Raw genomic sequence first — 17,900 nt, forward strand, 5'->3', positions numbered from 1 at the left:
ATGCGCCGCTTTCCCGCCTCTTCCGAACCGCCTCCGCCGGGGGCTGCCCGCGGCGACTGGCGCACCATTAAGAGCCTGCTGCCGTATCTGCTGGCCTACAAATGGCGTGTGGCGCTGGCGCTGGCGTTCCTGATCGCAGCCAAGGTGGCAAACCTTGGGGTGCCGATGGTCATGAAACGGCTGATCGATTCCATGAACGTGTCGCCGTCCGACCCCCGCGCGCTGCTGGTTGTGCCGGTGGGCATCATCATCGGCTACGGCCTGCTGCGGCTGTCGACGTCGCTGTTTTCGGAGCTGCGCGAAATCCTGTTCGCGAAGGTCACGGAGAGTTCGGTGCGCACGCTCGCACTGCAGGTGTTCCGCCATCTGCATGCGTTGTCACTGCGCTTTCACCTTGAGCGCCAGACCGGCGGCATGAGCCGAGATATCGAACGCGGCACACGCGGTATCCAGTCGCTCATCTCCTATTCGCTTTACAGCATCCTGCCGACGCTGGTGGAGGTTGGCCTCGTCATCACATATTTCTTCGTGAAGTACGACGTGTGGTTCGCGCTCATCACGTTCTGCGCGCTGGTCAGCTACATCGTTTTTACGGTGACGGTGACGAACTGGCGCACGCACTTCCGTCGCAAGATGAACGAGTTGGATTCGCGCGCGAACCAGAAGGCGATCGATTCGCTGCTCAACTTCGAAACGGTCAAGTACTTCGGCAACGAAGACTACGAAGCGCGTCGCTACGACGAGAACCTGAAGCACTACCGCGCCGCGGCCATCCGCTCGCAGAACTCGTTGTCGGTGCTGAACTTCGGCCAGCAGTTCATCGTCGCTACGGCGCTCATCCTGATTCTGTATCGCGCCACGCAGGGTGTCGCGGCGGGGCACATGACGCTGGGCGACCTCGTGCTCGTCAACACGCTGATGCTGCAGATCTACATTCCACTCAACTTCCTGGGCGTGATCTATCGTGAGCTGAAGCAGGCCGTGACCGACATGGACCGCATGTTCAACCTGCTGCAGACCAACCGCGAAGTGGCCGACAAGCCCGACGCCAAACCGTTGGCGGTGCACGCGGGCGAAGTGCGCTTCGCGCATGTCGACTTCAGCTACGAGGCCAATCGCCAGATTCTGTTCGATGTGGATTTCACGATTCCGGCCGGCACGACCACGGCGGTGGTGGGACAGAGCGGCTCGGGCAAGTCGACGCTGGCCCGCCTGCTGTTCCGCTTCTATGACGTGAAGTCCGGCGCCATCCAGATCGACGGACAGGACTTGCGCGATGTCACGCAATCCAGCGTGCGCGCCGCCATCGGCATCGTTCCGCAAGACACGGTGCTCTTCAACGACAGCATCTACTACAACATCGCCTACGGCCGCCCCGATGCAAGCCGCGAAGAGGTGATCGAAGCCGCCCGCGCGGCGCAGATCCACCATTTTGTCGAGTCGCTGCCCGACGGTTACGAGACGCAAGTCGGCGAGCGCGGCCTCAAACTCTCGGGCGGCGAAAAGCAGCGCGTGGCGATTGCGCGCACGCTGCTCAAGCGTCCGCCGATTCTCGTCTTCGATGAAGCGACATCTGCGCTGGACTCGCGCACCGAGCACGCCATCCAGGAAGAATTGATGCGCCTGGCGCAGAACCACACCACGCTGGTCATCGCACACCGCTTGTCGACCATCGTGCGTGCGCACCAGATTCTGGTGATGGAGCACGGTCGCATCATCGAGCGCGGCACGCATGAATCGTTGTTGCGCGCGGAAGGCCGTTACGCGCAGATGTGGCGCATGCAGGCGCGCGAGCCTGAGCGCGTGGCCGAAGAAGCAGAAGAAGACGCCCGGGCAGGTTGAGGGGGAGACAACACGATGGAACTGAAATGGCTGGAAGACTTCATCAGCCTGGCCGAAACGCGCAGCTTTTCGCGCTCGGCCGAATTGCGGCACGTGACGCAGCCGGCGTTTTCGCGGCGGATTCAATCGCTCGAGGCGTGGCTCGGCAACGAGCTGATCGACCGATCAAGCTACCCCACACGCCTCACGCCCGCCGGCGAAGTGTTCTACGAACAGGCGTTGGCGATGCTCGCCCAAGTGAGTGAGACGCGCGCGCTGATGCGCGGCCAGCGTCCTGCCAGCGCGTCGACGATCGACTTTGCGGTGCCCCATACGCTTTCGCTGACGTTCTTCCCGGGATGGCTCGCGCAGGTGGAAGAAAAGATCGGCAAGCTGCAATGCCGGCTGCGCGCGCTCAACGTGCACGATGCGGTGATGACGCTGGTGGAGGGCGGCTGCGACCTCGTGATGGTCTATCACCACGCGCGGCAGATGATTCAGCTCGACCCCACGCGCTACGACATGCTGGTGCTGGGCACCGAGCGGCTCTCGCCGTTTTCCAAGCCCGACGCGAGCGGGCGGCCGATTTATCGGCTCGTTCCCACCGCACGCAAGCCCATCGCCTACCTGAGCTATACGCCCAACGCCTTTCTCGGGCGCATGGTGGATGTGCTGCTGGAAAACTCACCGGTGGCGCCGCTGCTCGACAAGTGCTACGAAACCGACATGGCCGAAGCGCTCAAGGTGATGGCGCTGGCGGGCCATGGCGTGGCTTTCCTGCCTGAGAGTGCGGTGCGCGACGACGTGGCGGCCGGGCGCCTCGTGCGCGCGGAAGGCAAGGGCGGCGGCACGTTGTCGATCGAGATGGAAATCCGGCTTTACCGCGAGCACCCGCAGAGCGGCGCCCATGACCGTCGGCACCCCCAGTCCAAGCGCAAACGCGAGCTGATCGACACGTTATGGAGCGCGCTGGCGGACTGAACGGACACCCGGATTCGAGTAGAGGGTTATGCGCCAGATGCATAACCCGATGTAAAAACGGCATTGGATTTCGTTCTGGCCGGTCCCTAAGCTGGCGGGCATTTTGTGGGACTTGAAGGACCTTACCGAGGTCCAAAAAAGGAAGACAGCCATGTCCAATGTCGCATCTCCGTCGACACTCCAGCACGCCATCCCGTCCTATCTGCCGGCCGACAACCTCGGCCCGTGGGGCATCTATCTGCAGCAGGTCGACCGGGTCACCCCCTACCTCGGCTCGCTCGCACGTTGGGTTGAAACGCTCAAGCGCCCCAAGCGCGCGCTGATCGTCGACGTGCCCATCCAGATGGACGACGGCCGCATCGCCCACTTCGAGGGCTACCGCGTGCAGCACAACACGTCGCGCGGCCCGGGCAAGGGCGGCGTGCGTTTCCACCAGGACGTGACGCTGTCGGAAGTAATGGCGCTGTCGGCGTGGATGTCGGTGAAGAACGCGGCCGTGAACGTGCCGTACGGCGGTGCCAAGGGCGGTATCCGTGTCGATCCGCGCAAGCTGTCTTCCGGTGAACTCGAACGCCTGACCCGCCGCTACACCAGCGAGATCGGCATCATCATCGGTCCGAACAAGGACATTCCGGCTCCGGACGTGAACACCAACGCGCAGATCATGGCGTGGATGATGGACACGTACTCCATGAACGAAGGCTCCACCGCCACCGGCGTGGTGACCGGCAAGCCGATCGCGCTGGGCGGCAGCCTGGGCCGTCGTGAAGCCACGGGCCGCGGCGTGTTCGTGGTCGGCAGCGAAGCCGCGCGCAACCTTGGCATCGACGTCAAGGGCGCGCGCGTGGTGGTGCAGGGCTTCGGCAACGTCGGCAGCGTGGCTGCCAAGCTGTTCCACGACGCCGGCGCCAAGGTCATTGCCGTGCAAGACCACAAGGGCATCGTGTTCAACAGCAACGGCCTGGATGTCGACGCGCTGATCCAGCACGTCGATCACAACGGCAGCGTGGCCGGCTTTGCGGCAGAGACCGTCTCGCAAGACGAATTCTGGGCGCTGGACTGCGAATTCCTGATCCCGGCCGCGCTGGAAGGCCAGCTCACCGCCAAGAACGCGCCCCATATCAAGGCAAAAATTGTCGTGGAAGGTGCAAACGGCCCCACGACGCCCGAGGCGGACGACATCCTGCGCGACCGCGGCATCCTGGTCTGCCCGGACGTGATCGCCAACGCCGGCGGCGTGACGGTCAGCTACTTCGAGTGGGTGCAGGATTTCTCGAGCTTCTTCTGGACCGAAGACGAGATCAACCAGCGCCTGGTACGGATCATGCAAGATGCCTTCCGTGGCGTCTGGCAAGTGGCGCAGGACAACAAGGTTACTCTGCGTACGGCGGCGTTCATCATCGCCTGCACGCGGATTCTGCAGGCCCGCCAAGAGCGCGGTCTGTACCCCTGATCGGCAACGCGCTGGTCAATACCGGCGCGGTGCTCCAACAGGGCGCCGCACCGGTCTATCGCGTTGCTGCCGATCAGGCGGCCATGCGCGACGGTTGAAGAAAGCCGGTGCTCATGGGACGGACCATAACGTTCCGGAGCGTCGCACCATGAGAAGGGCGATGGCAGCATCGTCGTCCTTCCCATCCTCAAGTCGGGTTCGTTAAGCGACAGAGAGCGCACATCGGGCGGGCTTTATTTCCCCTGGTTTTTCCTTAGCAATTGGCGGTCGTTCCGCTCAAGCAACCGCGCCTGCGTGCCGATGTTGCAGAGCGTCGCCGTGTCTGGTCCTGCGCGTCTTTTCCGGTTTTCCGGAAAAGCACAACGTAAGGTATCCGGTTGCTCGGAAAATGCGATTGCGGCAGGGTCCGCGCCAGAGGAAAAACTCCGTTGGATTCAACGATTTAGTGGCAACACCAATACTGTCGCCAAACGTTTTTTGGTACAGTCCCGTCTTTCTCTTTCATGGTCAAAAGGAGACTTTCATGAACCTCGCCAAGCTGGCAACCGTGGTTGCAGCCGTTGGTGTCGCCGTTGGTACGTTCGGCAGCGCTGCCCACGCAGAAGAGCTGACTGGTACGCTCAAGAAGATCAAAGACACCGGCACCATCACGCTGGGCGTGCGCGATTCGTCGATTCCGTTCAGCTACAACGTCGGCGGTGTCCGCACGATTGGCTATTCGTACGACGTCGCCACCAAGATTGCCGAGGACGTGAAGAAGCAACTCGGCCTGAAGGATCTGAAGATCAACGAGATTCCGGTCACGTCGCAGAACCGCATCACGCTGCTGCAGAACGGCACCATCGATCTGGAGTGCGGCTCGACCACGAACAACCTCGAGCGCCAGAAGCAGGCATCGTTCACGAACACCATCTTCATCATCGGCACCCGCATCATGGTGAAGAAGGATTCGGGCATCAAGGACTGGGCTGACCTGAAGGGCAAGAACGTCGTGACCACCGCCGGCACGACGTCTGAACGCCTGCTGCGCAAGATGAACGACGAGAAGCAGCTTGGCATGAACATCATCAGCACGAAAGACCACGGCCAGTCGTTCCTGACGCTGGAATCGGGCCGCGCTGTCGCGTTCATGATGGACGACGCTCTGCTGTACGGCGAGCGCGCCAAGGCCAAGAACCCGGCCGACTGGGTGGTCGTTGCCAAGCCGCAATCGCGTGAATCCTACGGCTGCATGGTCCGCAAGGATGATGCTCCGTTCAAGGCACTGGCTGACAAGACCATTGCCGGCATGATGAAGGACGGCACGATCAACGCCGAATACAAGAAGTGGTTCGAGCAGCCGGTTCCGCCCAAGGGCGTGAACATGGAGTTCCCGCTGTCGGACGACATGAAGGCGCTGATCAAGAACCCGAACGACAAGGCTCTTGACTGATCGGCTCCCTCAACGGGCCTGATACAAGCGTCACCGAAACGGAAGGCAAAGGCCGGTTAACAGGTCTTCTCCCTTCCGTTTCTTTTTGAGGGAACCATCATGAATTACCACTGGAACTGGGGCGTCTTCTTTACGGAAGCCGCCCAGAATCAGACCTACCTGGACTGGCTGCTCGCGGGGTTGAAAACCACTGTCGTGCTCGGCCTCTCGTCCTGGATCATCGCGCTCGTCATCGGCTCCGTGCTCGGCGTGCTGCGAACGGTGCCGAACAAGTGGCTGTCGGGCCTTGCCGCAGCGTATGTGGAACTGTTCCGCAACATTCCGCTGATCGTGCAGCTGTTCATCTGGTATTTCGTCGTGCCTGAACTCGTGCCGGGCGGCGACTACATCAAGCAGATGAACCCCAATACGTCGATGTTCCTGTGCGCCATGCTGTGTCTCGGTACCTTTACCGCGGCGCGTGTGTGCGAACAGGTGCGTTCGGGTATCAACTCGCTGCCGCGCGGTCAACGCAACGCCGGGCTGGCGATGGGCTTCACGCTGGCGCAGACGTATCGCTATGTGATGCTGCCGATGTCGTTCCGCATCATCGTGCCGCCGCTCACGTCGGAGTTTCTGAACATCTTCAAGAACTCGGCCGTGGCGTCGACGATCGGTTTGCTGGAGCTGGCCGCACAAGGCCGCCAACTGGTGGACTACACCGCTCAGCCGTACGAATCGTTCATCGCCGTGACGCTGATGTACATGCTGATCAACCTGACCGTTATGGGCCTGATGCGCTGGGTGGAAGCACGTTCCCGGCTGCCTGGCTTCATCGGTGGCAAGTAATCGAGGCGAGGACTCTTCATGGCTTATCACTTCGATTTCTCGTCCATCAACGCCGACAACATGCGCGTGCTCGGCGAGGGCATGCTCCTTTCGCTCGAGATCACCGGCACGGCCATTCTGGTCGGCATCGTCTGGGGCACCCTGCTGGCGATGATGCGCCTGTCGGGCATCAAACCGCTGCAGTGGTTTGGGCAGGGATACGTGAACCTCTTCCGTTCCATCCCGCTGGTGATGGTGCTGTTGTGGTTCTTCCTGATCGTGCCGCAGGTGCTGCAGAGAATCTTCAACCTGTCGCCGGCCACCGACATGCGCATGACGTCCGCGCTTGTCGCCTTTGCGCTGTTTGAAGCGGCGTATTACTCCGAGATCATCCGCGCCGGTATCCAGAGCGTGTCGCGCGGGCAGATGTTCGCGGCCTACGCGATGGGTATGACGTACGGCCAGGCCATGCGCCTGGTGATCCTGCCGCAGGCATTCCGCAACATGATTCCGCTACTGCTCACGCAGGCCATCGTCCTGTTCCAGGATACGTCGCTGGTGTATGTGAGCGCGCTGTCGGACTTCTTTACGCAGGCATACAACATTGGTGAGCGCGACGGCCGTATCGTCGAGCTGCTGCTGTTTGCCGGCCTGTGCTATTTCGTGATCTGCTTCGGCGCCTCCGTGCTGGTGAAGCGACTTCAGAAGAAGGTGACCCAATGATCGAGATCAAGAACGTTTCCAAGTGGTACGGCAGCTTCCAGGTGCTGACCGACTGCACCACCAGCGTGAAGAAGAGCGAGGTGGTGGTGGTGTGCGGCCCGTCGGGTTCGGGCAAGTCCACGCTCATCAAGACCGTGAACGCGCTCGAGCCGTTCCAGAAGGGCGAAATCCTCGTCGACGGCACCTCGGTGGGCGGCAAGGGCACCAACCTGCCGAAGCTGCGTTCGCGCGTGGGCATGGTGTTCCAGAACTTCGAGCTGTTCCCGCACCTGTCGATCACCGAGAACCTGACGATCGCACAGCAAAAGGTGCTGGGCCGGTCCAAGGAAGAGGCAACCGCCAAGGGCTTGAAGTACCTGGAGCGTGTGGGCCTGAAGGCGCACGCCGCCAAATACCCGGGCCAGCTGTCGGGCGGTCAGCAGCAGCGTGTGGCGATTGCCCGCGCGCTGTCGATGGACCCGATCTGCATGCTGTTCGACGAGCCGACCTCCGCGCTGGATCCGGAGATGGTCAACGAAGTGCTCGACGTGATGGTGGAACTGGCCAAGGAAGGCATGACCATGATGTGCGTGACCCACGAAATGGGCTTCGCCCGGAAGGTCGCCAACCGCGTGATCTTCATGGATCAAGGCCGCATCGTTGAAGACTGCGAGAAGGAAGAGTTCTTCGGCAACATCGACGCTCGTTCGGATCGCGCCAAGCAGTTCCTGTCGAAGATCCTGTCGCACTGAAAATCGCTTCACGATCCTACTGCGCGACCCGATCCTGCCCCTGCGATGCTCGCCGTACCCATGTACGGCTGCGCTTCTCGGACCAACCTCAGGCCGCTCGCTACGGATCGTGAAGCGATTTAAGCGCCGGGTTGGAGGCAACAAAAAGCCGCTCTCTCAGGAGCGGCTTTTTGTTGGGAGACGATCGTGTCAGGTGCAGGCGGTGTTCGCTGCGTTGGCGATCTGCACGGCTTCCGGAATCGGCACCTTTGTCGCCATCGTCGCCTGGCCCGATTCGAACATCAGCAGTTCGCCCGGCACGAATTGGGTCCAGACTTCGTTGTCGGTGAGCGGCGCGGTGGCGATGACGGCCACGCGATCGGCGGGCGTGGTGTATTTCGCGAAGTCGATCGTCATGTCGGCGTCGATCAAATGCGCCGTCGAGAACGGCCATTGCCGCACGATGTAATACAGCCGCGTGGAGCAATGGGCGAACTGCGCCTGCCCGTTGCACAGCAGGAAATTGAACACGCCGTAGCGGGTGATTTCCTTCGTGATATCGGACAGTGCGTAGAACAGCTCATTGAGCGGCGGCTGCGAACCCGGAAAGCGCTTGCGCAGCGCCTGCATGATGAAGCAGAAGGCGAGTTCGCTGTCGGTATCGCCCACGGGCTGGTAGACGCCCGAAAGGAACGGCGAGAAGTTCTTCAAATCGCCGTTGTGGGCAAAGATCCAGTGCCGGCCCCACAGCTCGCGCATGAAGGGGTGGCAGTTTTCCAGCCGCACCGTGCCTTGCGTCGCCTTACGGATGTGCGAGATGACGTTCTTGGACTTGATCGGGTAGCGCTTGACCAGCTCCGCCACCGGCGAGGTGCCGGCCGACTGATTGTCGATGAACAGGCGGCACGCCTTGTCTTCGAAGAAGGCGACGCCGAAGCCGTCGGCATGGTGGTCGGTCACGCCACCGCGCGCGGCGAACCCGGTGAACGAGAACGTCACATCGGTCGGTTCGGCGCAGTTCATGCCCAGCAGCTGGCACATGGTGGGGGAAAAGTCAGATGCAATAAAATAGACATTATCCAGCCGGCCGCCGGGGGTGCCAAGCGCCTTCGTCTTCACGGCGCCGCACTCGCCTGCAAGCCGTTGCGCACACGCTGCACGGCGCCTGTCGCGGTGCGTCCCCACTGCCTTAACCGGAAGCCCTTCCCATGAAGCTCGATCGCACCGCCGCCCGTGCCCTCCTGCTGGAGAGCTACGCCGCCGCCGTGGGCGCGGCCGACCCGCTGAAGATCGTCGCTGACTTCCTCCCCCCGCCGCACGCCGACGGCAAGACGCTCGTGGTCGGCGCCGGCAAGGCGGCTGCGTCGATGGCGCTGGCGGTCGAGCAGGCCTATGCCGGCCGCGCACAGATGGAAGGCCTGGTCGTCACGCGTTATGCGCATGGCCTGCCGACCGAGCACATCCGCGTTATCGAAGCCGGACATCCGGTGCCGGACGAGGCGGGTGAGCAGGCCGCGCAGGAAATCCTGGATCGCGTCTGCGCGCTGACCGAGAGTGACCGCCTGATCGTGCTCGTTTCAGGTGGCGGCTCCAGCCTGCTGTCCCTGCCCGCCGAGGGCATCCCGATGGCCGATCTGAAAGCCGTGACGCGCGAGTTGCTGCGCTGCGGTGCGCCGATCACCGACATGAACATCGTGCGCAAGCACCTGTCGCGCATTCAGGGCGGGCGGCTTGCCGCCGCATCGCGCGCGCCGGTCACGACGCTGATCGTCTCGGACGTGGCGGGCGACGACCCGAGCGCCATTGCCAGCGGCCCGACCGTGCCGGATGCGAGCACCTACGCCGATGCGCTGGCCATCCTCAAGCGCTGGGGCGCCCAGATGCCCGATAGCGTGCGCGCGCATCTCGAACGCGGCGCACGCGGCGAGATTGCCGAAACACCCAAGCCCGGCGACGCCTGCTTTACACGCGTGGCCAATCACGTTATCGCCACTGCGCAACAAAGCCTCCAGGCTGGCGCGCAGGTATTTGCGACGCGCGGCATCCGAACGGCCATCCTCGGCGATACGGTGACCGGCGAGGCGCGCGAGGTCGCCCAGGTATACGGCGCGCTGGCGCGGCAGGTGCGCCAGCACGGCACGCCGTTTGTGGCGCCGGTGGCGCTTATCTCCGGCGGCGAATGCACGGTGACGATTCCGCCAGGCTTGACCGGCGGCCGTGGCGGGCGCTGCGCGGAGTTCCTGCTCTCGCTCGGCGTCACGCTCGAAGACATGGACAACGTCTACGCGCTCGCCGCCGATACAGACGGCATCGACGGATCGGAGGACAATGCGGGGGCGCTACTAGACCCGGAGTCCATCGCCCGCGCTGCGGCCAAGGGTGTCGGCGCTCGCGCCGCGCTCGACGCACACGACGCCTACGGTTTCTTTGCCGCCGCCGATGACCTGATCGTCACCGGCCCGACGCGCACCAACGTCAACGACTACCGCGTCATCCTCATTCTCTGATTCACGTTTTTGCTGACCGCTTCCGCACGCACCATGACCGACACTCTTACGATCGTCCGCCCCGATGACTGGCACCTGCACCTGCGCGACGGCGATGCGCTCGCCGATGTGGTGGGCGACACCGCGCGCCAGTTCGGCCGGGCGATCATCATGCCCAACCTCAAGCCGCCGGTGACCACCACCGCCCAGGCACGCGCCTACCGCGAGCGCATTCTCGCTGCGCTGCCGGCCGGCACGCAGTTTGAACCGCTGATGACGCTGTACCTGACCGACAACACGTCGCCGGACGTCATTCGCGAGGCCCGCGCCAGCGGTTTCATTCACGGCGTGAAGCTGTATCCGGCCGGCGCCACTACCAACAGCGATGCCGGCGTGACGGACCTGCGCCGCTGCGCCAAGACGCTCGAAGCCATGCAGGAAGTCGGCATGCCGCTGCTCGTGCACGGCGAGGTGACCGACCCGACCGTCGACATCTTCGATCGCGAGGCCGTCTTCATCGACACCGTGATGCTGCCGTTGCGCCGCGACTTCCCCGCGTTGAAAGTCGTGTTCGAGCACATCACCACCAAGCACGCCGCCGAATACGTGCGCGATGCGGAAGGCCCGGTCGGCGCGACCATCACCGCGCATCATCTGCTGTACAACCGCAACGCCCTGTTTGTCGGCGGCATCCGCCCGCATTACTACTGCCTGCCGGTGCTCAAGCGCGAAACACACCGCCTGGCGCTGGTGGCCGCGGCCACCTCGGGCCACCCGCGCTTCTTCCTCGGTACCGACAGCGCGCCGCACGCCAAAGGCGTCAAGGAACACGCCTGCGGTTGCGCCGGCTGCTACACCGCGCTGCACGCCATGGAGCTGTACGCCGAGGCCTTTGAAGACGCCAACGCCCTCGACAAGCTCGAAGGTTTCGCGAGCCTCCACGGGCCGGATTTCTACGGCCTGCCGCGCAACGCCGGCACGCTGACGCTCACGCGCTCGCAATGGCAGCTTCCCGCCGAAGTCCCGTTCGGCGAGCAGACGTTGGTGCCGTTGCGCGGCGGCGAGATGCTGCGCTGGAAGTCTGTCTGAGTTGCTGGCCGCTGATCTCGGTGCGATCGCCTGGGCGCATCCGGCGTTCGCACCGCTCGCTGCAGTGGGCGCGCCGCTTGCAGACGCAATCGCGCGGGGCGCCGATCTTCGAGACGCACTGAACGCGCAGCCGGCGGTACAAGCCATCTGCACGTGCGGCGGTCATGCTCTGCGCTTCGTCCCGCAAGATGCACTGCCGGCCGGCATCGCTTACGAAGCACACATCGCCGCCACCGGCGAGGTGCCGACGCGGGACAATCTCCACGACTTTTTCAACGCCCTGATCTGGCTGCATTGGCCGCGTGCGAAGGCAGCGCTCAACGCGCGCCAGGCGCGGGCGATTACGCAGGACGGGATTGGCGCGGCGCGCGGCACCGTTCGCGATGCCGCCACGCTGTTCGACGAAAACGCCCTGATCTTCCTGCACACCGAAGACGCGCCGGAGCGCTGCCTGACCGCGTTCGACTGGCGCGGTTTGTTCGTCGAGGGCAGGGCAGCGTGGGGCGCCACGTGCGCGGTTCTGCCGTTCGGCCATGCAGTCTTGGAGAAGCTGGTCGCGCCTTACAAGTCGATCACTGCGCATGCGTGGCCGGTACACGTGGCCGCGTTGCAGGCGGACCGCCCGTCGCTCGACGCTGCACTGGCCGAGACGCTGCTGCACGCCGATCTCGCACCCCGCCATTTCCGCCCGTTGCCGGTCATGGGGATCCCGGGGTGGTGCGATGCCAACGAAGACGCCGGCTTCTATCTGGACACGACGGTCTTTCGCCCGGGCCGGCGGCGATTCTTACCTGAACAGTGCTAGACTCGCGCCTCGCGAAGCGGACCAGACAACCGCTGCTTCCGCCGCCTCGTGCGAGCGGAAGGGGAGGAAAGTCCGGACTCCATAGAGCAGGGTGATGGCTAACGACCATCCACGGTGACGTGCGGAATAGGGCCACAGAGACGAGTCTTCGCCCAGGCTTCGGCCAGGGCGAAGGGTGAAACGCGGTAACCTCCACCCGGAGCAATCCCAAGTAAGCAGGCGATGAAGCGGCTCGCTGAGTCTGCGGGTAGGGAGCTTGAGCCGGCTGGCAACAGCCGGTCTAGAGGAATGGTTGTCACGCCGCTGGTTTCGGCCACGCGGCGCACAGAATCCGGCTTATCGGTCCGCTTCGCTTCTTATTCCGATCCCGTCGGCTGGCTGGCCAGGTCCACCAGCTCCAATGAGTGTGTGATCTCGGCCGTCTTGGCCAGCATGATCGACGCCGAGCAATACTTTTCGTGCGAGAGCTGCACGGCACGCTCCACCGTTTCCCGCTTCAGGTTGCGCCCCGTCACCGTGAAGGTGAAGTGGATGCGCGTGAAGACCTTCGGGTCGGTGTCGGCGCGGTCGGCGTGCAGCTTGACGCTGCAGCCCTGTACGTCCTGGCGACCGCGTTTGAGGATCAGCACCACGTCATAAGCGGTGCAGCCGCCGGTGCCCAGCAAGACCATTTCCATCGGGCGCGGTGCCAGATTGCGGCCACCGCCGTCCGGCGCGCCATCCATCGTGACGAGATGGCCGCTGCCGGTTTCCGCCAAAAACGCCATGCCGTCCGGGCCGGTCCAGCTCACTGTGCAGTCCATGTCCAAATCCTTGTGCAGAAGGTCGGCCAGCGCCGACGAAAAGCCACATTGTAGCCACCGGCCCGCGCCCGCGTTGCCATCCTAGGGTGAACGCCGCTTGACAGTGTTACCCGCGTGAAAAGGTGCAACCCGTCTCTTCTGCACCCAAATCGCGCCAGAATTCGAAGGATATCTCTAGTGTGCAGCAGATCGGTGGATTCACATTTTTCGTAACCTATTGATTTAAAACGGAAATGAAGGCCTGTGGATCATGCGATTTACATTCCGCACTACGAAATGCGATTTCGTAGTGCAAATTTCCTTGCGCGTGCCCCAGAACTGGGTATAATTTGCACCATTGGATCGGCTGATGCGGTGCAACCCACCAAGTCAACGATCAGCAGGTGTCTCCTCCACCCTCCTCCTTTGGTGGATTCAAACCCAAGCTTCATGGCTTGGGTTTTTTTTCGCCCCTTACCCTCGGGCGCGCCTTTTTTCTTGTGCCAAGGGGTCTCCGCGGGGTACAATCGAAATCTTTTCCGGATTGCCCGCGGAAAAGAAATCCAGAGAGCCCGCACCAACAAGCGGGAAGGCGGGCCGGCGATGACCACGCATGAGGTTGCGCAGGCGTCCGCAAGACGATCCGTTCGTGAGCAGTCTGAACGCAAGTTCTCAGCGCGATACGGGTCCACTCGGGCACTGACTCAATATTTGGAAAAATCATGAAGACCTTTTCCGCAAAGCCCCATGAGGTGAAGCGCGATTGGTACGTGATTGACGCGACGGACAAGGTCCTCGGGCGTGTCGCCAGCGAAGTGGCACACCGACTGCGCGGCAAGCACAAGCCCGAATTCACTCCGCACGTCGATACCGGCGATTTCATCATCGTTATCAACGCAGCCAAGCTGCGTGTGACGGGCGCCAAGACGACCGACAAGAAGTACTATCGCCACTCGGGTTACCCGGGCGGTATCTACGAAACGACGTTTGGCAAGATGCAGCAGCGTTTCCCGGGCCGCGCCCTGGAGAAGGCTGTGAAGGGCATGCTGCCGAAGGGTCCGCTGGGCTACGCGATGATCAAGAAGCTGAAGGTTTACGCCGAAGGCTCGCATCCGCACGAAGCTCAGCAGCCGAAAGCGCTGGAAATCTAAGGGGCCTAATCCATGATCGGAAACTGGAACTATGGCACCGGCCGCCGCAAGAGCGCTGTGGCACGTGTCTTCATCAAGTCCGGCAAGGGCGACATCATCGTCAACGGCAAGGCCATCAACGAGTACTTCGCTCGTGAAACCTCGCTGATGATCGTGCGTCAGCCGCTGGAACTGACCAACCACGCAGCTACGTTCGACATCAAGGTGAACGTGGTTGGCGGCGGTGAAACCGGCCAAGCCGGTGCCGTGCGTCACGGTATCACCCGCGCCCTGATCGACTACGATGCAACGCTCAAGCCCGCCCTGTCGAAGGCCGGTCTGGTGACGCGCGATGCACGTGAAGTCGAGCGTAAGAAGGTTGGTCTGCGCAAGGCGCGCCGCGCCAAGCAGTTCTCGAAGCGTTAATCTGCTTCCTGCTGCTTCAGCAAAGAACCACACCCTCGGGTGTGGTTTTTTGTTTTGGAGCGTTCGAACCAAACGGTGTGATGTTTTCAGCCCCTTGCTTACCCTTTGCAACAGCTCCGACATGTCGGCGGGACTACAATTCACATTTCGTTAGCGTTCGGGCCGTATGATGCAATCCGCTGTTTCTCCTAATCCGATTCTGATTCGCCACGCGAGTCAGGAGGCGGGCGCATGAAGGCGCGTCGCTTGTTGCGTCGCGCTTCCGTGCTTGCCCCGAACGTCACTGTACGTTCGCGCCTGCCTTGGCCCGTCACGGTGTTGCTGATTGCGGTGGTATTTGGGCTCGCGGCGGCTGCAGCGCTGTGGGCCTTTGAAGAAGGGCGCCGCCTGACTGGTCCGCACGATGCGGATTTGCGCGCCATGAACCGCGAGCTGACCGCCAAGTTGGCCGCCGTGCAGGCCGAGCGAGACAAGCTCGCTGCATCTGCCGGCACGGTCGATGCCCGTCTGGGTATCGCCGAAGGCGCCCAGGCGCAGATGGCCGAGCAACTCAAGGCGCTGGAGACTGAAAACGCACAGTTGAAGGAGGATCTGGCCTTCTTTGACAGCCTCTTGCCTGCGCCCACCAATTCCGCCGGGATTTACGTGCGCAGCTTCCGCATCGCACCGGACGAGGCGCAACCGACGCGCATGCGCTTCCGGGTTCTGCTGATGCAGGGCGGCGGCAAGGCCTTCGCACCGGTCTCAGAATTCGAGGGGCAATTGGCGCTCACGCTGAACGTGGTGCAAGGTGGCAAACCTGCTACGATCGATTTCCCGGGTTCAGCGGCCAGCGGATCACCCGCCGCCAGTGCCCGCGTCAAACTCACGCACTACCAGCGCCTCGAGGGCTGGGTGGACGTGCCTCCCGGTACCACGGTGCAATCGGTGTTGGTGAAGGTGCTGCAGAACGGCAAGATCAAAGCGAGCCAGAGTTTTTCCATCTGACGGGCGCTGTCCTGTCGAGGATCCGTACACAGAGGAGTCGACGATGCTGTTTGGCAAAAAGAAAGGGCTGGCGATTGAAACGCTACTTGGCGCCCGCACCAAGCTGGAGGGGGATCTGCGCTTCTCGGGCGGTCTGCGGATCGACGGCGAGATCAAAGGCAACGTCTACGGCGATGCGGACAAGCCGAGCATGTTGGTGATTACCGACAGCGCACGCGTGGAAGGTGAAGTGCACGTCGGGCACCTGATCCTGAACGGCACGGTAGTCGGCCCCGTGCATGTTGCGGAGCTGCTGGAGCTGCAGCCGAAGGCGCGCATCGAGGGCAACGTTCAATATGCGGCGCTGGAAATGCATCAGGGTGCCGTCGTCATGGGCACGCTGACGCACGCAGCGCCCGGCGATGTGAAGTTGCTGCCCAACCTCAAGCTGGCATCCAATCAGGATTGATCACATCCCGCGCCGGCCCGTTGCTGGCGCACCGCACAATGCCCACTTGAAACGCGGGGCTTCGGCACGATTTGCAGCTTGCGCTTAAAATACAGGCAAGTTTCAGACGTTCCCACAGGAGATTTTCATGAACGCAGTCGCGCAGGCAGCCACGCCCGATGTGAACGAGGTTCCGGCTCCGCTGGTCTTTACCGACAGCGCTGCGGACAAGGTCAAGCAACTGATTGAAGAAGAAGGCAACCCGGAATTGAAGCTGCGCGTGTTCGTGCAAGGCGGCGGGTGCTCGGGCTTCCAGTACGGCTTCACCTTTGACGAAGAGACCAACGAAGACGATACGACCATGACCAAGAATGGCGTGTCGCTCTTGATCGACTCGATGAGCTACCAGTACCTGGTGGGCGCCGAGATCGACTACAAGGAAGACATCAACGGCGCGCAGTTCGTCATCAAGAACCCGAATGCTTCGACCACGTGTGGTTGCGGCTCGTCGTTCTCGGTCTGACGCCGCATCGCTGTAAAAGAAAAAGCGCACTTCGGTGCGCTTTTTTGTTGCCTGCAGATGGATGATGCTCACGCCGCGTAGATCGCGCCGAGGATGCGGCCACCCGATGCGCCGGTTGCGGTGTGCAGATTGCCGTGGGCGCGCAGCACGCACTGTCGCGCGAGCCACGCGAAGGCCAATGCCTCGACCTGATGCGCGGGCACGCCGAAGTCATCGGTCGGCGCGGCCCGCACGCCTGGCAATTGCTGCGCGATACGTGCCATCAGCGCGCCATTGCGGGCACCACCGCCGCAGATCAACACCGATTCCGCCTGTGGCGCATGGGCACGTACGGCATCGGAGATGGTGTCAGCGGTGAGTGCGAGCAGCGTGGCTTGAACATCTTCGGGGCGGGCGGCGTTCAACGCATCCCCGAGGGTTTGTTGCAGCCACGCCGGGTTGAACAGGTCGCGGCCGGTGCTTTTGGGCGGTGGCGCCGCAAAAAACGGCTCGGCCTTCAGACGCGTGAGCAGGGTTTCGTCGATGCGTCCGGTGCGGGCCCAGGCGCCGTCGGCGTCGTAGCGGGTGTCGCGGTGCGTATGGACCCAATAGTCCATCAGCGCGTTACCCGGGCCGCAATCGAAGCCGAGCACGGCGTCGCGCGCGGCCAAAGCCTGCGGCGGCAAGACGGTGAGATTGGCGATGCCGCCAATGTTGCACACCACGCGCCATGCATGCGGCAGACCGAACAGCGCGCGATGCACCGCCGGTACGAGCGGCGCCCCTTGGCCCCCGGCGGCGATGTCGCGGCTGCGGAAATCGGCGACGACATCGATGCCGGTGCGTTCGGCCAACACCGCAGGGTGCTGGCTCTGGCGGGTGTAGCCGATGCCGTCATGCGCGCCGGGCTGATGACGGATTGTTTGTCCATGCGCGCCGATGGCCCGCACGTCGCACGCGACCAGGCCGGCGGCGGCAAGCAGCTTGGCAACGCATTCGGCATAGACCTCGGCCAGCGCGTTGGCGGCCAGCGCTTCGCGATGGATCTCGTCGTGGCCGGCGTGTTGCAGGTCCAGAAAGCGCTGGCGCAGTTCGGGCGAGAAAGGCACGTAGGCGTCGGCGAGGACGGCCGGGTATTCGCCGGAAAAGTCCGCCAGTACGCCGTCGACGCCGTCCAGGCTGGTGCCCGACATCAGGCCGATGTAGCGATCGGCGGGGAGTGCGGTGTGGTTGGGATGGCTCATGCACGACAGCTTACCAGCGCAATGGCGGGCCAAATGGACACATCACGGTAAAATCGCGGGATTGCGCTGCCGGCACGCCTGCATCGATGTCGGTC

General features: G+C 62.9%; 18 protein-coding genes and 1 other RNA gene. 16 read left to right on the forward strand and 3 right to left on the reverse strand.

The window, feature by feature from the left end; translation table 11 throughout:
• The 7 genes from R2676_RS14065 (at window position 1) to R2676_RS14095 (ending at window position 7,948) form a co-directional block, all read left to right on the forward strand.
• Window positions 1-1,842 carry an ABCB family ABC transporter ATP-binding protein/permease gene (locus R2676_RS14065; protein WP_206272863.1) on the forward strand — a complete coding sequence of 614 codons (1,842 nt, stop codon included), beginning with the start codon at window positions 1-3 and terminating at the stop codon, window positions 1,840-1,842.
• 15 nt (window positions 1,843-1,857) lie between these two features.
• On the forward strand, window positions 1,858-2,802 hold the full coding sequence (locus tag R2676_RS14070) for a LysR substrate-binding domain-containing protein (protein ID WP_206272861.1): 945 nt from the start codon (window positions 1,858-1,860) through the stop codon (window positions 2,800-2,802).
• 151 nt (window positions 2,803-2,953) lie between these two features.
• The gene (locus R2676_RS14075; RefSeq protein WP_206272859.1) at window positions 2,954-4,255 is read left to right on the forward strand and encodes a Glu/Leu/Phe/Val family dehydrogenase; all 1,302 of its coding nucleotides are present in this window, start codon (window positions 2,954-2,956) and stop codon (window positions 4,253-4,255) included.
• A 523-nt stretch (window positions 4,256-4,778) separates the two neighbouring features.
• On the forward strand, window positions 4,779-5,687 hold the full coding sequence (locus R2676_RS14080) for a glutamate/aspartate ABC transporter substrate-binding protein (RefSeq protein WP_027678217.1): 909 nt from the start codon (window positions 4,779-4,781) through the stop codon (window positions 5,685-5,687).
• Between the two features lie 99 nt (window positions 5,688-5,786).
• Window positions 5,787-6,515 carry an amino acid ABC transporter permease gene (locus R2676_RS14085; RefSeq protein WP_027678216.1) on the forward strand — a complete coding sequence of 243 codons (729 nt, stop codon included), beginning with the start codon at window positions 5,787-5,789 and terminating at the stop codon, window positions 6,513-6,515.
• Window positions 6,516-6,533: 18 nt separating this feature from the next.
• A complete protein-coding gene (gene gltK / locus R2676_RS14090; RefSeq protein ID WP_027678215.1) occupies window positions 6,534-7,217 on the forward strand; it encodes a glutamate/aspartate ABC transporter permease GltK in 684 nt (227 codons plus the stop codon).
• The gene (locus R2676_RS14095; RefSeq protein ID WP_027678214.1) at window positions 7,214-7,948 is read left to right on the forward strand and encodes an amino acid ABC transporter ATP-binding protein; all 735 of its coding nucleotides are present in this window, start codon (window positions 7,214-7,216) and stop codon (window positions 7,946-7,948) included. The genes gltK and R2676_RS14095 overlap by 4 nt, the downstream gene beginning before the upstream one ends.
• A gap of 189 nt (window positions 7,949-8,137) precedes the next feature.
• Here the strand turns inward: R2676_RS14095 and R2676_RS14100 are convergent, their stop codons facing one another.
• Entirely contained in the window at window positions 8,138-8,968 is an 831-nt protein-coding gene (locus R2676_RS14100) for a class II glutamine amidotransferase (protein ID WP_024976643.1), read from the reverse strand.
• A gap of 167 nt (window positions 8,969-9,135) precedes the next feature.
• Between R2676_RS14100 and R2676_RS14105 the strand changes: the two genes are divergently transcribed.
• The 4 genes from R2676_RS14105 to rnpB all read left to right on the forward strand — a co-directional run bounded on the left by R2676_RS14105 (window position 9,136) and on the right by rnpB (window position 12,662).
• A complete protein-coding gene (locus tag R2676_RS14105; protein ID WP_206272857.1) occupies window positions 9,136-10,434 on the forward strand; it encodes a glycerate kinase type-2 family protein in 1,299 nt (432 codons plus the stop codon).
• Between the two features lie 33 nt (window positions 10,435-10,467).
• The gene (gene pyrC, locus R2676_RS14110) at window positions 10,468-11,502 is read left to right on the forward strand and encodes a dihydroorotase (protein WP_024976641.1); all 1,035 of its coding nucleotides are present in this window, start codon (window positions 10,468-10,470) and stop codon (window positions 11,500-11,502) included.
• Between the two features lie 4 nt (window positions 11,503-11,506).
• Window positions 11,507-12,307 carry a DUF3025 domain-containing protein gene (locus tag R2676_RS14115; RefSeq protein ID WP_206272940.1) on the forward strand — a complete coding sequence of 267 codons (801 nt, stop codon included), beginning with the start codon at window positions 11,507-11,509 and terminating at the stop codon, window positions 12,305-12,307.
• Window positions 12,308-12,320: 13 nt separating this feature from the next.
• Window positions 12,321-12,662, forward strand: an RNA gene (gene rnpB, locus R2676_RS14120) — RNase P RNA component class A.
• Between the two features lies 1 nt (window position 12,663).
• Here the strand turns inward: rnpB and R2676_RS14125 are convergent.
• Window positions 12,664-13,110, reverse strand: coding sequence for an OsmC family protein (locus tag R2676_RS14125; RefSeq protein WP_206272855.1), 447 nt, complete (start codon window positions 13,108-13,110; stop codon window positions 12,664-12,666).
• A gap of 701 nt (window positions 13,111-13,811) precedes the next feature.
• On the opposite strand from R2676_RS14125, the gene rplM reads away from it, so the two are divergent.
• The 5 genes from rplM to erpA all read left to right on the forward strand — a co-directional run bounded on the left by rplM (window position 13,812) and on the right by erpA (window position 16,582).
• Window positions 13,812-14,240: a 50S ribosomal protein L13 gene (gene rplM / locus R2676_RS14130; protein WP_009239122.1), complete on the forward strand. Its 429-nt coding sequence runs from the start codon at window positions 13,812-13,814 to the stop codon at window positions 14,238-14,240.
• Between the two features lie 12 nt (window positions 14,241-14,252).
• Complete coding sequence (rpsI, locus tag R2676_RS14135; protein ID WP_004633190.1) at window positions 14,253-14,645, forward strand: 30S ribosomal protein S9; 393 nt, start codon at window positions 14,253-14,255, stop codon at window positions 14,643-14,645.
• Window positions 14,646-14,876: 231 nt separating this feature from the next.
• Window positions 14,877-15,632 (forward strand): DUF6776 family protein, encoded by a 756-nt coding sequence (locus R2676_RS14140; protein ID WP_206272853.1) that lies wholly within the window; start codon window positions 14,877-14,879, stop codon window positions 15,630-15,632.
• A gap of 43 nt (window positions 15,633-15,675) precedes the next feature.
• Window positions 15,676-16,080, forward strand: coding sequence for a bactofilin family protein (locus tag R2676_RS14145; protein WP_206272851.1), 405 nt, complete (start codon window positions 15,676-15,678; stop codon window positions 16,078-16,080).
• Between the two features lie 127 nt (window positions 16,081-16,207).
• A complete protein-coding gene (gene erpA / locus R2676_RS14150) occupies window positions 16,208-16,582 on the forward strand; it encodes an iron-sulfur cluster insertion protein ErpA (RefSeq protein ID WP_004633183.1) in 375 nt (124 codons plus the stop codon).
• Window positions 16,583-16,650: 68 nt separating this feature from the next.
• On the opposite strand, the gene R2676_RS14155 is transcribed toward erpA, so the two are convergent.
• Window positions 16,651-17,805, reverse strand: a complete 1,155-nt coding sequence (locus tag R2676_RS14155) for an anhydro-N-acetylmuramic acid kinase (RefSeq protein WP_206272849.1) — start codon at window positions 17,803-17,805, stop codon at window positions 16,651-16,653.
• Window positions 17,806-17,900: the final 95 nt, after the last annotated feature.

It is taken from the genome of Ralstonia flatus (genome assembly GCF_958439105.1).
GTDB classification, from domain to species: domain Bacteria; phylum Pseudomonadota; class Gammaproteobacteria; order Burkholderiales; family Burkholderiaceae; genus Ralstonia; species Ralstonia flatus.

Bases quoted from the DNA above. Each gene is read 5' to 3' on its own strand.
- R2676_RS14125 (WP_206272855.1), bottom strand. From the start codon at position 13,110: ATGGACTGCACAGTGAGCTGGACCGGCCCGGACGGCATGGCGTTTTTG.
- R2676_RS14140 (WP_206272853.1), top strand. From the start codon at position 14,877: ATGAAGGCGCGTCGCTTGTTGCGTCGCGCTTCCGTGCTTGCCCCGAAC.
- R2676_RS14100 (WP_024976643.1), bottom strand. From the start codon at position 8,968: ATGTGCCAGCTGCTGGGCATGAACTGCGCCGAACCGACCGATGTGACG.
- R2676_RS14070 (WP_206272861.1), top strand. From the start codon at position 1,858: ATGGAACTGAAATGGCTGGAAGACTTCATCAGCCTGGCCGAAACGCGC.
- R2676_RS14105 (WP_206272857.1), top strand. From the start codon at position 9,136: ATGAAGCTCGATCGCACCGCCGCCCGTGCCCTCCTGCTGGAGAGCTAC.
- R2676_RS14075 (WP_206272859.1), top strand. From the start codon at position 2,954: ATGTCCAATGTCGCATCTCCGTCGACACTCCAGCACGCCATCCCGTCC.
- R2676_RS14145 (WP_206272851.1), top strand. From the start codon at position 15,676: ATGCTGTTTGGCAAAAAGAAAGGGCTGGCGATTGAAACGCTACTTGGC.
- R2676_RS14085 (WP_027678216.1), top strand. From the start codon at position 5,787: ATGAATTACCACTGGAACTGGGGCGTCTTCTTTACGGAAGCCGCCCAG.
- R2676_RS14095 (WP_027678214.1), top strand. From the start codon at position 7,214: ATGATCGAGATCAAGAACGTTTCCAAGTGGTACGGCAGCTTCCAGGTG.
- rpsI (WP_004633190.1), top strand. From the start codon at position 14,253: ATGATCGGAAACTGGAACTATGGCACCGGCCGCCGCAAGAGCGCTGTG.
- rplM (WP_009239122.1), top strand. From the start codon at position 13,812: ATGAAGACCTTTTCCGCAAAGCCCCATGAGGTGAAGCGCGATTGGTAC.
- erpA (WP_004633183.1), top strand. From the start codon at position 16,208: ATGAACGCAGTCGCGCAGGCAGCCACGCCCGATGTGAACGAGGTTCCG.
- gltK (WP_027678215.1), top strand. From the start codon at position 6,534: ATGGCTTATCACTTCGATTTCTCGTCCATCAACGCCGACAACATGCGC.
- pyrC (WP_024976641.1), top strand. From the start codon at position 10,468: ATGACCGACACTCTTACGATCGTCCGCCCCGATGACTGGCACCTGCAC.
- R2676_RS14065 (WP_206272863.1), top strand. From the start codon at position 1: ATGCGCCGCTTTCCCGCCTCTTCCGAACCGCCTCCGCCGGGGGCTGCC.
- R2676_RS14155 (WP_206272849.1), bottom strand. From the start codon at position 17,805: ATGAGCCATCCCAACCACACCGCACTCCCCGCCGATCGCTACATCGGC.
- R2676_RS14080 (WP_027678217.1), top strand. From the start codon at position 4,779: ATGAACCTCGCCAAGCTGGCAACCGTGGTTGCAGCCGTTGGTGTCGCC.